This is a genomic window from Microbacterium sp. LCT-H2, from assembly GCF_001866135.1.
In the GTDB taxonomy this organism is placed as follows: Bacteria; Actinomycetota; Actinomycetes; order Actinomycetales; family Microbacteriaceae; genus Microbacterium.
Genome location: NZ_MODW01000002.1, coordinates 270,589 through 282,892, shown reverse-complemented (window position 1 = coordinate 282,892; position 12,304 = coordinate 270,589). Strand labels below are relative to the sequence as shown.

The 12,304-nt window shown below is 70.9% G+C and carries 15 protein-coding genes; 7 read left to right on the top strand and 8 right to left on the bottom strand.

All coding sequences use genetic code 11. The annotated features are described in order from the left end of the window. Window positions 1-62 precede the first annotated feature (62 nt). Genes BK819_RS05765 through BK819_RS05755 form a run of 3 tightly spaced genes read right to left on the bottom strand, consistent with a single transcriptional unit; the run spans window position 63 to window position 2,259 of the window. Window positions 63-1,364, bottom strand: a complete 1,302-nt coding sequence (locus tag BK819_RS05765; RefSeq protein ID WP_071328300.1) for a GNAT family N-acetyltransferase — start codon at window positions 1,362-1,364, stop codon at window positions 63-65. Window positions 1,365-1,411: 47 nt separating this feature from the next. Then, window positions 1,412-1,657 carry a zf-HC2 domain-containing protein gene (locus BK819_RS05760; RefSeq protein WP_025103064.1) on the bottom strand — a complete coding sequence of 82 codons (246 nt, stop codon included), beginning with the start codon at window positions 1,655-1,657 and terminating at the stop codon, window positions 1,412-1,414. After that, window positions 1,654-2,259, bottom strand: coding sequence for a sigma-70 family RNA polymerase sigma factor (locus tag BK819_RS05755; protein WP_200839056.1), 606 nt, complete (start codon window positions 2,257-2,259; stop codon window positions 1,654-1,656). The genes BK819_RS05760 and BK819_RS05755 overlap by 4 nt, the downstream gene beginning before the upstream one ends. Before the next feature lie 123 nt (window positions 2,260-2,382). Here BK819_RS05755 and aroA point away from each other — a divergent pair, with 123 nt between their 5' ends. From aroA to bcp, 3 genes are read left to right on the top strand one after another with little or no spacing between them, the layout of a single operon-like run. Beyond that, window positions 2,383-3,699, top strand: a complete 1,317-nt coding sequence (gene aroA, locus BK819_RS05750) for a 3-phosphoshikimate 1-carboxyvinyltransferase (RefSeq protein ID WP_071328299.1) — start codon at window positions 2,383-2,385, stop codon at window positions 3,697-3,699. Between the two features lie 3 nt (window positions 3,700-3,702). Beyond that, window positions 3,703-4,773 (top strand): ribosome small subunit-dependent GTPase A, encoded by a 1,071-nt coding sequence (gene rsgA / locus BK819_RS05745; protein ID WP_071328298.1) that lies wholly within the window; start codon window positions 3,703-3,705, stop codon window positions 4,771-4,773. A 9-nt stretch (window positions 4,774-4,782) separates the two neighbouring features. Beyond that, entirely contained in the window at window positions 4,783-5,256 is a 474-nt protein-coding gene (gene bcp, locus BK819_RS05740; RefSeq protein WP_071328297.1) for a thioredoxin-dependent thiol peroxidase, read from the top strand. A 15-nt stretch (window positions 5,257-5,271) separates the two neighbouring features. On the opposite strand, the gene BK819_RS05735 is transcribed toward bcp, so the two are convergent. Beyond that, window positions 5,272-5,658 (bottom strand): hypothetical protein, encoded by a 387-nt coding sequence (locus BK819_RS05735; protein ID WP_071328296.1) that lies wholly within the window; start codon window positions 5,656-5,658, stop codon window positions 5,272-5,274. 230 nt (window positions 5,659-5,888) lie between these two features. Between BK819_RS05735 and BK819_RS05730 the strand changes: the two genes are divergently transcribed. Continuing rightward, the gene (locus BK819_RS05730) at window positions 5,889-6,137 is read left to right on the top strand and encodes a WhiB family transcriptional regulator (RefSeq protein WP_017203224.1); all 249 of its coding nucleotides are present in this window, start codon (window positions 5,889-5,891) and stop codon (window positions 6,135-6,137) included. Between the two features lie 60 nt (window positions 6,138-6,197). Here BK819_RS05730 and BK819_RS05725 read toward each other — a convergent pair whose 3' ends face one another. Together BK819_RS05725 and BK819_RS05720 are read right to left on the bottom strand one after the other, a co-directional pair. Further along, window positions 6,198-7,682: a sensor histidine kinase gene (locus tag BK819_RS05725; RefSeq protein WP_071328295.1), complete on the bottom strand. Its 1,485-nt coding sequence runs from the start codon at window positions 7,680-7,682 to the stop codon at window positions 6,198-6,200. Between the two features lie 24 nt (window positions 7,683-7,706). Then, window positions 7,707-8,093: an Rv3235 family protein gene (locus BK819_RS05720; RefSeq protein ID WP_071328294.1), complete on the bottom strand. Its 387-nt coding sequence runs from the start codon at window positions 8,091-8,093 to the stop codon at window positions 7,707-7,709. A 184-nt stretch (window positions 8,094-8,277) separates the two neighbouring features. Between BK819_RS05720 and BK819_RS05715 the strand changes: the two genes are divergently transcribed. After that, entirely contained in the window at window positions 8,278-8,889 is a 612-nt protein-coding gene (locus BK819_RS05715) for a hypothetical protein (protein WP_071328732.1), read from the top strand. Between the two features lie 3 nt (window positions 8,890-8,892). Here the strand turns inward: BK819_RS05715 and BK819_RS05710 are convergent, their stop codons facing one another. Then, on the bottom strand, window positions 8,893-9,171 hold the full coding sequence (locus BK819_RS05710) for a helix-turn-helix domain-containing protein (protein ID WP_060923181.1): 279 nt from the start codon (window positions 9,169-9,171) through the stop codon (window positions 8,893-8,895). 98 nt (window positions 9,172-9,269) lie between these two features. Between BK819_RS05710 and BK819_RS05705 the strand changes: the two genes are divergently transcribed. Then, a complete protein-coding gene (locus BK819_RS05705; RefSeq protein ID WP_071328293.1) occupies window positions 9,270-9,890 on the top strand; it encodes an SAF domain-containing protein in 621 nt (206 codons plus the stop codon). Continuing rightward, on the top strand, window positions 9,887-11,170 hold the full coding sequence (locus BK819_RS05700; RefSeq protein ID WP_071328292.1) for a P-loop NTPase: 1,284 nt from the start codon (window positions 9,887-9,889) through the stop codon (window positions 11,168-11,170). Before BK819_RS05705 ends, BK819_RS05700 begins: the two co-directional genes overlap by 4 nt. Here the strand turns inward: BK819_RS05700 and BK819_RS05695 are convergent. After that, on the bottom strand, window positions 11,061-12,287 hold the full coding sequence (locus BK819_RS05695) for a pyridoxal phosphate-dependent aminotransferase (RefSeq protein ID WP_071328291.1): 1,227 nt from the start codon (window positions 12,285-12,287) through the stop codon (window positions 11,061-11,063). The two genes, BK819_RS05700 and BK819_RS05695, sit on opposite strands and share 110 nt — an antisense overlap. Window positions 12,288-12,304 lie beyond the last annotated feature (17 nt).

Below are 12,304 nucleotides of genomic sequence, written 5' to 3'. Positions count from 1 at the left end.
CCGCCTCTCCGACGACGAAGGGCGCCCCGGCTTCGGCCGGGGCGCCCTTCTCGGTCCGTCGGTCAGTACCAGATGTCGAGGGACGGCGCCGGGAAGGCGACGAACGCACGGTCCAGGGCTTCGATGTCCGTGGGCGCGCCGACGATCCGGCCCGCACCGTGCAGCGCGGCGACACGGATGCTGCCGGCGTAGATCGACGAGAGCGCGGAGACGTCGAGGACGATGTCGGCCTCGGCGCCCGGAGCATCGTCGACGTGCGCCCGGCCCTCGGCGTCGATACGGAGGCGCCAGGTGCCCGCGGCGAAACCGAGCGCGTCGTCGATGCGGAGCACCGCGTCCAGCGGCGCGGCGTAGGTCCGGGCCGTGAGCGCGGACGGGACGTCCAGGACGCGGAGCCAACCGTGGTCGTGCACCTCCTGGGTGACGCCGCGCGGATCCGCGACCAGCCACGGCAGGGCGTCGTCGAGCGGTCGGAGATCGGCGGTCACCTCATCGACGAGGTCGTGCTGCAGCGCGAACCGCCACAGCGCAGCCGTCGCCTCCGCCGTCTCGCCGACGAGCAGGCGCACGTGCAACGCGAACCGGAATGTTCCTCCGCGCTCGCTGAGGTGGAAGGCCATCACGCCGCGCACCTGACCGGATTCGTCGCGATAGCGGACGCCGCGCACCCGGTCCCGGTCGGTGTCGGTGGTCGAGAGCCCGCCGATGCCCGCCCAGCGGGCAGCCCACCCCGGGACCTGCCCCGACCGCGCGGTGCGGGCGCGCTCGTGCACCTCCGCCAGCGCGTCGGCGAGCTCCTGCCGCTCGATGTACTCCACGCGGCCCGCCGGAACGGGACCCGCCCACCCGGCGCGGCGGACGTCGACAGTGAACCGCGACACCGGGACCGCGGAACCGAAGCCGTAGCGCCCGTAGATCGTGGCCTCGGATACGGTGAGCCCCGCGATCGGGAGGCCGGCCCCGACGGCGGCACGGAGCTCCCCCTCCAGCAGCGCCCGCGCGATGCCACGGCGGCGATGCGTGCCTGCCACCGTGACGCCGCTGATCGCCCACATGCCGATCTCGCCGCCGGGGATCGTCAGCGGCGTCACCCAGGAGTCGATGGTCGCCACCGGGAAGCGGTCGGCCGGGGCGTCGGGCTCGTAGACGCCGATGTTGCGCCGGCTCCTCAGCGTGCCCACGCCCTCCTCACGAGCCGCCTCCGAGGGGTCGGCGCCGAGGAACCCGCGGGCCATCGCCCGCTGGAAAGCGGCGACGCGCGTCGAATCCGTCGTATCGAGGACCCGGTACTCGAGGCCCTCCCCCGCGAGGCGGTCGACGGACGTCTGGTCAGCGGGGATCCCGCGCGCATCGATGAGGGCCATGCACACAGCCTACGGGCGGTCTCCGACGCTCCGCGCCCCGGGGGCGCTCAGTGCTGCGCGGCCTGGACCTCGCGGAGCCGGGCGAACACCTGGTCGCGCAGCTCCTCCGGAGCGGTCTCCTTGCAGGCGCGGGCGATGACCTCGGTGAGGGTCGTCGCCACCAGAGCCTCGTCCCGGCACGCCGGGCAGTTCTCCAGATGCTCGCGGATCTCGGCGTGCTCGGTCTTGCACACCTCGTTGCGGAGGTACTCCTCCAGATCCTGACGGGCCTTGTCGCAGCCGCAGTCGCTCATTTCTTGCTCCTCGGGTCAGCCGCGGCGATTCCCCGCTCCGCGGCGTAGTCGGCCAGCAGCTCCCGCAGCATCCGCCTGCCACGGTGCAGACGGCTCATCACGGTGCCGATGGGGGTCTTCATGATGTCGGCGATCTCCTGGTACGCGAAGCCCTCGACGTCGGCGAGGTACACCGCGAGCCGGAAGTCCTCCGGAACCGCCTGCAGCGCGTCCTTCACGACCGACGCCGGCATGCGGTCGATGGCCTCCGCCTCCGCCGACCGGCTGTGCGAAGCCGTCGTCGACTCCGCGCCGCCGAGCTGCCAGTCCTCGAGTTCGTCGATGGTGCCCTGGAAGGGCTCTCGCTGCCGCTTGCGGTAGATGTTGATGTACGTGTTGGTGAGGATGCGGTACAGCCACGCCTTGAGATTCGTGCCCTGCGCGAAGGTCGACCACGAGCCGTAGGCCTTGACGAAGGTCTCCTGCACGAGATCGGCAGCGTCGGCGGGATTGCGCGTCATACGCATCGCGGCGGCGTACAGCTGGTCCATGAAGGGGAGCGCCTGCTCCTCGAACTCGCGCCGAGGGTCGCCGACGGTGGCTGCGGTTGCGGTGTCGTCCATCACCGGCCAGTCTAGGCGGCTGAGGTCGATCACCTCGCGTTCCAGCGTCGCAGGCATCCTCTTCCCTTCGCACCGAGGCCGCCTCTCACGATGACGGCGCTGTGTTTACTAAGGTGAGAACCGATGAGCGCCAAAAGGTATTCCCCCACCCGAGTGCAGGGCGCCTACCCCGCGCCCACGATCGACGGCCCGGTGCACGCCGAGCTCACGATCCCCGGCTCCAAGTCCCTCACGAACCGCGAACTCCTCATCGCAGCGATCGCGGACGGCCCCGGTCGCCTGATCGCCCCGCTCCACTCGGACGACTCGCAGCGCATGGTGGAGGCCCTCCGCGCGCTCGGCGTCGGTATCGAGGAGGTCGAGGCCGGCCACGAGTTCGGTCCCGACCTCGTGATCACGCCCGGCAAGCTCCGCGGCGGCACGACGATCGACTGCGGCCAGGCCGGGACCGTCATGCGCTTCATCGCGCCGCTGGCCGGCCTCGCCGAGCAGGATGTCCATCTCACCGCGCACGAGACGGCTCTGCACCGCCCCATGGGCGGGTTGATCAGCGCCCTGCGCGACCTGGGCGTCGACATCGACGACGAGGGCACCTGGGCCCTTCCATTCACCATCCGCGGCCATGGCCACATCCGCGGTGGCCGCGTGGAGATCGATGCGTCGGCCTCCAGCCAGTTCGTGTCCGGCCTGCTGCTCGCCGCCCCGCGCTTCGACGTCGGTCTGCACCTCGTGCACACCGGCGAGCGCCTGCCCAGCCTGCCGCACATCGACATGACCATCGAGGCGCTGAGCCGCCGCGGCATCCGGATCGAGCGCCCCGCGGTCGGCGAGTGGCTGGTGGAGGCCGGAGTCCCCCGCGCCAAGGAGATCCCGATCGAGCCGGATCTCTCCAACGCCGCCCCGTTCCTCGCCGCGGCCCTCGTCGCCGGCGGCTCCGTCGCGATCACCGGCTGGCCGGCGCACTCGACCCAGCCCGGAGCGCTGCTCCCCGAGATCCTGCAGGCGGCGGGTGCGCACGTCAGCCGGCACGGCGGGGTGCTCACCGTGCGGGCCGGATCCGGAATCCGCGGACTGGATCTCGATCTCTCCGCCGCCAGCGAGCTGACGCCGACCCTCGTCGGTCTCGCGGCCTTCGCCGAGGGCCCCACGACCATCCGCGGCATCGGCCACATCCGTCTCCACGAGACCGACCGGATCGCGGCGCTCGTCGGGAACCTGCGCGCGCTCGGCGGGACCGCCGAGGAGCTCCCCGACGGCATCCGCATCGTTCCCGGCCCGCTCCGGGGCGGCACCTGGGCCGCGCACCACGACCACCGGATGGCGACGACCGGCGCGCTGATCGGCCTCCGCGTCCCGGATGTCGTGATCGATGACATCGGCACCACCGCCAAGACCCTCCCGGAGTTCACCATGCTCTGGGAGCGGATGCTGCGAGGCTGACGGGTGAGCTGGCTGAACGACGCCGACGACCTCGAGGACGACTTCGAGGACTACGACGAGAGCAGCATCCGCACGCGTCCGAACCCGAAGGCCAACCGGCCGCGCACCAAACGCCGTCCTGCGCACGAGGACGCGCAGATCGGCCGCGTCCTCGGCGTGGATCGGGGCCGGTACTCCGTGCTCCTCGACGAGGACACCCCGCAGGAGCGCACGATCACCGCGGCGCGCGCGCGGGAGCTGCGGCGCACGCCGATCGTGACGGGCGACCGGGCTCGTGTCGTCGGCGACACCTCGGGAGACGAGGGCACGCTCGGCCGGATCGTGGGAATCGTCGAGCGCACCTCGCTCCTCCGTCGCAGTGCCGACGACACCGACGAGGTCGAGCGCGTGATCGTCGCCAACGCGGACCAGATGCTCGTCGTCGTCGCGGCGGCCGACCCCGAGCCCCGCGCCCGTCTCGTGGACCGCTACCTCGTCGCCGCATTGGACGCCGGCATCCGACCCCTCCTCGTCGTGACGAAGACCGATCTCGCCGACCCGGCGCCATTCCTCGCCCACTTCGACGGCCTCGACCTCCGCGTCTTCACCAGCGCGAAGGACGAGATGCCGATCGACGAGATCGGCGCTGCGCTCGTCGGCCACTCGACGGTCTTCGTCGGGCACTCCGGTGTCGGCAAGTCGACGCTGGTGAACGCCCTGGTGCCCACCGCGGGCCGCGCCACCGGACACGTGAACCAGGTGACCGGCCGCGGACGCCACACCTCCTCTTCGACCGTCTCGCTGCGCTACGAGGGCGCCGACGGCACCGGCTGGGTCATCGACACCCCCGGTGTCCGTTCCTTCGGCCTCGGGCACGTCGACCCCGCGAACATCCTCGCCGCCTTCACCGAGCTCGCCGTGATCGCGGAGGACTGCCCGCGCGGCTGCACCCACCTGCCCGATGCCCCGGACTGCGCCCTCATCGAAGCGGCGGACCGCGGAGAGCTGAGCGAGACCGGACGCGCTCGCCTCGATTCCTTGCAGCGCCTCCTGCAGACCTTCGCCGACAAGGCGGAGCAGCCCCCCGGACGATAGGCTGGGGCGGTGACCGAACGCCTGGAAACCGGAACCGCCGCCCCCGACTTCACCCTGCTCGACCAGGACGGGAACACCGTCCGCCTGGCCGACCTCCGCGGCACGAAGACGGTGCTGTACTTCTACCCCGCGGCGATGACCCCGGGGTGCACGACCGAGGCCTGCGACTTCCGCGACAGCATCTCGTCGCTCCAGGGCGCCGGGTATCAGGTCGTCGGCGTCTCGAGGGACGAACCGGCGAAGCTCGCCGCCTTCCGCGACCGCGACGGCCTCACGTTCCCGCTGCTCAGCGACCCCGATCACGCCGTGCATGAGTCGTACGGCGCCTGGGGCGAGAAGATGAACTACGGCAAGCTCGTCGAAGGGGTGATCCGCTCGACGTTCGTCCTCGACGAGGACGGCGTCATCACCAGCGCGCAGTACAACGTGAAGGCCACGGGTCACGTCGCGCGGCTGCGCAAGCAGCTCGGCATCGACGCCTGACAGGACGGCGCGGACTCAGTCCGCTTCGCGTCGGGTCCCCTCGCGGCGCGCGCTCGCGATGAGGAGCGTCAGTCCGGCGACGGCCGGGATACCGAGTCCGAGCACGAAGGCCCACGGTATGGGCGGCAGCGTGAGAGCGCCGAGCGCCAGCGCGATCGCGAGGACCTGGAACACCACCCCGCCTGATCGCGCCCAGGAGCGTCCGGCCCGGGTGCCGAACGCGAAAGCCGCGAGCGCCGCGGCGCCGATCAGCGTCAGGACGATGAGGGCGATGGCCGTCGGCAGCGACGCCGCGTCCCCCGCCCCCAGGCCGGCCATCTCGATCGCGGCGAACACGAGCAGGGCGACGGCTTCGACCGCCAAGACGGCGGCGGCGGCGCGGGCGATTCCCGGTGCGCGCACGGGTGTCCTCCCGGGGATCGAATGACGAGAAAACCCTTGATTTCAGGGTATTCATGTAACAGAATAGAGAAAGTCATGTGCTCCCACAGCGGCGTGGGGCGAACGTTCGCGTTCGCATCACAATCAGCGGGCATCCGCCCGTATCTCAACAGGGTAGCGGAACCCGAACCGTCACCCGAATCGAGAGGTCGCATCGCGACATCTCATGAAATCCACACCGAGGAGCCCCCATGGACTGGCGTGACAAGGCCGCCTGCCTGACCGTCGACCCCGAACTGTTCTTCCCCGTCGGGAACACCGGCCCGGCCGTCGATCAGATCGAGAAGGCCAAGACCGTCTGCGCGACGTGCACGGTCACCGAGATCTGCCTGCAGTACGCCCTGGAGACCAGCCAGGACTCGGGCGTCTGGGGCGGCCTGTCCGAAGACGAGCGCCGCGCGCTCAAGCGTCGCGCCGCACGCGCCCGCCGCGCTTCCTGAGATTCGCAGAAGCGGCCTGAGACATCGTCTCAGGCCGCTTCTGCATGTTCCGGTAGAGCGTCAGCGCTCGAGCCAGCGCAGCGGGATGTCGATGACCACCTCGGTCCCCTCGCCCTCGCTCCCCCGCCAGTCGATCGTGCCACCGAGCTCGCCCTGGATCAGGGTGCGGATGATCTGTGTGCCCAGGCCCCGACCGATCCGGCCCTCCGGAAGCCCGTGGCCCGTGTCGCGGACCGTCACGCGGAGATTGTCCTCGGTGCGCTTGGCGTCGATGGTCACGACACCCTCCTGCCCGGCGAGGCCGTGCTCCACCGCGTTGGTCACGACCTCCGTCAGGGCCAGGGCCAGCGGAGTGGCGTACTCGCTCGGGAGCACGCCGAAGTGTCCCGTCGACTGGGTGCGGGCGCGCGTGTTGGGAGCCGACGCCACTTCGGCGACGAGCTTGAGCACGCGATGGAAGACCTCGTCGAAGTCGACCTTCTGCGTCAGACCCTGGGCGAGGGTATCGTGCACGACCGCGATCGCGTCCACACGACGCATGGCCTGTGTGAGAGCATCCCGCGCCTCGTCGGAGTGCGTGCGTCGCGCCTGGATCCGGAGCAGGGAGGCCACGGTCTGCAGGTTGTTCTTGACGCGGTGGTGGATCTCCCGGATCGTCGCGTCCTTGGTGATGAGTTCCTGCTCCTGGTGGCGCAGCTCCGAGACGTCGCGGCAGAGCACGATGGCCCCGATGCGCGTGCCGTGATCCTTCAGAGGGATGGCACGGAGCGAGACCGTCACGCCACGCGCCTCGATGTCCGTCCGCCACGGTGCCCGTCCGGTCACCACCACGGGCAGCGACTCGTCGACCTGCCGGGAGGGCGGCACGAGCCGGGTGGTCACCTCGGCCAGGGACTCCCCCTCCAACTCGTCGTCGAAACCCATCCGATTGAACGCGGACAGGGCGTTGGGGCTGGCGAAAGTCGTGATGCCGTCCACGTCGATCCGGATCAGGCCGTCCGACGCCCGTGGAGCGCCACGGCGCGGTGACGTCGGTGCTGCCGGGTCCGGGAAGCTGCCGTCTGCGATCATGCGGAACAGGTCGTTGGCACACTCGTCGAAGGTGATCTGCTGACGCGACGGCGTACGCACCTCCCCGAGGTTCGTGTGCCGGGTGACCACGCCGATGACGCGGGGAGCCTTATCCTCACCCCGACGCTCGATGACGATCGGGACGGCGCGGACCCTGGTCGGCGTCTCCTCGAACCAGTCGGGCGAGGAGGAGTCCACGATCTCCGCCGACTCGAAGGCGCCCTGCACCTGAGTGCGCCACTGCGGACGCACCCGCTCCCCGACGATGTCACGGTAGAAGAGCGTCGCCGCGCCGCTCGGTCGTGCGTGCGCGACGGCGACGAACGATCCGTCGTCCGTCTGGATCCACAGGACGATGTCGGCGGAGGCGAGGTCAGCGAGGAGCTGTCCGTCACCGGCGAGCCGGTGCAGCCACTCCACGTCGTCGTCGGTCAGAAGGCCCTGGGCCTGGGCGAGATCACTGAGGGTTGACACCTCACCAGCCTAGGCTCCCCCGCCTCAGAGGATGGCGAGCGACGTCGCGCGCCACCGTCGGTCCAGCCCTTCGAGCCGGATGGCCACGGCACGTGTGCGCCCCGGTCCCGCCACCACCACGACTGCCTCCACGATGCCGTCCCGTGGGTGGGTCACCCGCACGGTGCGGATGACGAAGGTGGGCCGGGTCGGCGCGACACCACGAGCGCTGCGCGCACGGGCGGCGAGGTTGGCCCGGACGACCACGCTGCGGTAGGCCTCCTCGCTGAACCACCGGGCGAGCTGATCCACCTCCCGCACCCCCGCCAGAGCCTCGAGCGCGCCCTGGGTGAGGCTCCGCACGAGGAGTGCGGGGTCCGGAAGCTCATCGGCCGGGGTGGGCTGCGGTCCGAAGTACTCGGCCAGCATCATCTCGATCTCCCTTCACGGGGTCGGCGAGCCGTCAGTAGAACACGATCCCGGTGCGGTGCGGGCGCCACCGGCTCAGGTCTGTGGACAACCCGTAGACGACCGCACCACGGGCCGAAAGGAGTGCGGTCTCGGCAGCGATGTGGATAACTCGGACGAGGCGACGCCGGCCCCTACGCTCGGTCGGGTGCACTGGGAATCCCTCTTCGACGACTTGGAAGGACAGCTCGCCGCGGAGTGGGAGGCGGAACGCGCCGCCCGCGACGCCGAGTCCGAGCGGCTCCGCATCGCCCGGCTCGATCTGCGCGCACGATTGCGGCATCTGTGCGCCGAGCACACCGACACGACGCTCCACCTCGCCGACGGGGCCCGCGTCCCCGTCGGGCTGCGGTCCTTGGGAGTGGACTGGCTCGCCGCCGTCTCCCGAGTGCCCCAGGGCGCGCGCGTGCCGAGCTCCCTGCTGCTGATCCCGATGACATCGGTCCTCGGGCTCAGCGTCGACCATGGTGCGATGCTGAGCAGCCTCGTCGACGAGAGCCAGGGGGCGCTGACGCTCCGCGAGCGGATGTCGCTGGGGTTCGCTCTCCGCGACCTCGCGCGTCGTCGCCTCCCGGTGCACCTCCGTCTCCTCGTCGGGGACGACCTCCACGGGACCATCGATCGCGCCGCCGCCGATCATCTCGACCTCGCCGAGCACGACAGCGGCGCAGCGCGTCGGGCCGACGCCGTCCGAGGATTCAGGATGGTGCCGTACACGGCGCTGGCGGCGATCCGGGTGCAGGGGACGGCGACGCTCTGACGCTCAGCGGTGCCGCGCCGCGGAGGAGCCCCACAGCTCGGGGAAGCTCGCGGCCTGCGACTGCCGCCACAGGGCCATCCGGCGCGCCTCCTCCGTCTGCGCGGCCAGGTACTCCTCGATGCTCGGCTCCTCGATGCGCCAGCGCGCGGGAGCGCCCAGGGGGGCGCCGCGAAGGTGACCGGCGTGGACGAGCGCGATGACCTCGTCCACGTCGATGCTCAGCAGCTCTGCCACCTGCGCAGGCGCGAGGAACCGGGGGGTGTGCGGGTGCGGGGGTGTCATGCCCTCATTCTGGGTGCCCACGGCGGACGCCGTACGGGCAGGCGCGAGCCTGTGGATAACTCGACGGCCCGGTCCCCTGCTTCTGTGACCATATCGCCATGGCCCCGCTCTCCCGCTCCCCTCGTCGCTTCCGCGGCGATGCCCGCTTCGCGGTGGGCATCGTGCTCGTCCTCGCATCGATCGCCGGCGTCTGGTTCGTGCTCACCTCGTCGGACCAGGCGGTCCCGGTGCTCCAGGCACGACGCACGATCGTTCGCGGGGAGGTCCTCCGAGCCGCCGATCTCGAGACGGTCGATGTGGCGCTCGGCGCGGCGACCGACGAGTACCTCCGGCCGGATCAGCTCCCTGCGGGACAGGTCGCCATCCGAACGCTCACGGAGGGCGAGCTGGTGCCAAGGACAGCGACGACGGCGGCCTCGGACAGTCGCACGACGACGGTCGTCGTCGAGAGCAGCGTGGGTCTCCCGGAGGACGTCGCAGCGGGAACCGAGGTGGAGATCTGGCAGGCACCGCTGCGCGACGACGGACGCTCGTACGATGAACCCCGCATCCTCGTGGGAGACGTCGTCGTCCGCGCTGTCCTCGAGCCGGAGGGACTGCTGGCGGAGAATGCGGCGGAGCTGGAGATCGTGATCGATCGGAGCGACGTCGCTGCGGTCCTCGCCGCGGTCACCGGTGGCGCCGCGCTCTCGGTCGTCCCGGTCGGAGCCGGGTCGTGAGCGTCGTCCTCCTCGCCGTGACCCAGCCTCGAGCCGACGAGCTGGTCGCCGAACTCGAATGGGAGGGCGTCTCAGCGCTCAGCCTTCCGTCCGCGTCCGCTTCCGCGATCATCGCCCGCCTGCAACCGGACGTGGAGGCTGTCGTCGCCCCCGCGACCAGGGCTGTGCTGACCCCCGAACTCCTTTCGGCGTGCGATCGCGCCGGTGTCCGCATCGTCACCCTCGGGGGCACGGACAGTCGGGCGGTCCTGCGGATGGGCCTCGCCCCGCCGCTGCGCGCGGATGCTCCGGGGTGGGAGATCGCTGCAGCGCTCTCCACCGACGTGCGGCCCCCTGTCGCGGGCACACCGACGGCGGCGTCCCGCCTCACGGCTATCTGGGGCTCGCACGGAGCACCAGGGCGTTCCACGATCGCCGTTCAGCTCGCCGTGGAACTCGCGCGGCGCGGACGCCGGACGGCGCTGATCGACGCCGACACCGTGGCGCCCTCTCTGGCTCTGCTCCTCGGGATGGACGACGACGGCCCCGGGCTCGCGGCAGCCTGCCGTCGTGCCGAGGCCGGTGCGCTCGATCCGGCCGAGCTGACCCGCCTGTCCGCCCGGCTCGCGGCAGGCGGCACCGAGGTCGACGTGCTGGCGGGCCTCAACCGGCCGAGCCGCTGGCCCGAGCTCTCCGACGCGCGGATGCGGGCGACGTTGTCGGTCTGCCGGAGGTGGGCGGAAGAGACGGTGGTGGACGTCTCGGCCGCCGTCGACACGGACGAGGAGGCGATGTACGACGTGGTCGGCCCGCGGCGACACGCCGCGACCGTCGCGACGTTGAGCGAGGCGGACCGGGTCGTGGCCGTGGCCCTGGCGGACCCGCTGGGGATCAGCCGCTTCCTACGGGACCATGCAGAGCTGCGGCGTCTGGTCGGCCAGACTCCGGTGACGGTCGTCGTGAACCAGGTCCGTCCCGGGCCGCTCGGCCTCGACGCCCGCAGTCAGATCCGACGCACGCTGGAGCGGTTCGCCGGGCTCACCGATATCGCCTTCCTCCCTCTGGACCGCCGTGCCGTCGATGCGGCTCTCCTGCATGCCCGGCCGATCTCCGATGTCGCGCCGCGGTCGGCGCTGGTGGCCGCCGTGCGCCGGCTCGCGGCCGACCTCGACCCGTCCGTCTCCGTGGAGACTACTGCCGATAGCTCGACAGGAAGTTCCCGAGGCGCTCGACGGCTTCGCTCAGCACTCGCGGCTCTGGCAGGGTCACCAGGCGCAGGTGGTCCGGCGTCGGCCAGTTGAAACCCGTCCCCTGCACGAGCAGGATGTGCTCGGACACCAGCAGGTCGTAGACGAGCTTGGCGTCGTCGCGGATCTCATGCACGTCCGGGTCGAGGCGGGGGAACGCGTAGAGGGCGCCCTGCGGCTTCACGCAGGACACGCCGGGGATGGCCTCCAGACCTTCCCAGGCGATGTCGCGCTGCTCGTGCAGCCGCCCGGTCGGTGCGATGAGGGCGTCGATCGACTGCACGCCGGACAGCGCCGCCTGCACGGCGTGCTGCGCCGGGACGTTCGGGCAGAGCCGCGTCGACGCCAGCAGCGTGATGCCTTCGATGAAGCCCTTGGCGTGGTCCTGCGGCCCGGTGACGACCATCCAGCCGGAGCGGTAGCCGGCCACGCGGTACGTCTTGGAGAGCCCGTTGAACGTGAGGCAGAGCAGGTCGGGGGCCAGGGTCGCCGTCGGGATGTGCACCGCGTCGTCGAAGAGGATGCGGTCGTAGATCTCGTCGGAGAGGATGAGGAGCTGGTGCTCGCGCGCGATCTGCACGAGGCCCTCCAGCACCTGTTGCGAATAGACCACCCCGGTGGGGTTGTTCGGGTTGATGATCACGAGCGCCTTGGTCTGCGGGGTGATCTTCGACCGGATGTCCTCGAGGTCGGGCTGCCAGCCCTGCTCCTCGTCGCAGAGGTAGTGCACGGGCGTGCCGCCCGCGAGGCTCGTCATGGCCGTCCAGAGCGGGTAGTCGGGAGCGGGGATGAGGACCTCGTCCCCCTCGTCCAGCAGCGCCTGCATGGTCATGGTGATCAGCTCGGAGACGCCGTTGCCGAGGTACACGTCATCGGGATCGAAACGGGGGAACCCCTCGATCTCCTCGTACCGGCTCACCACGGCACGCCGGGCGGAGATGATGCCCTTGCTGTCACTGTACCCGTGGGCTGTGGGGAGCGCGGCGAGCATGTCGTGCACGATCTGATGCGGGGCGTCGAAGCCGAAGATCGCGGGATTGCCGGTGTTGAGCTTGAGGATCCGGTGGCCCTCTGCCTCCAATCGCGCCGCCTCGACGAGGGCGTTTCCGCGGATCTCGTACAGGACGTTCTTGAGCTTCGACGACTGGTCGAAGGTGCGCGATGGTGTCATCGATCAAGCCTACAGGG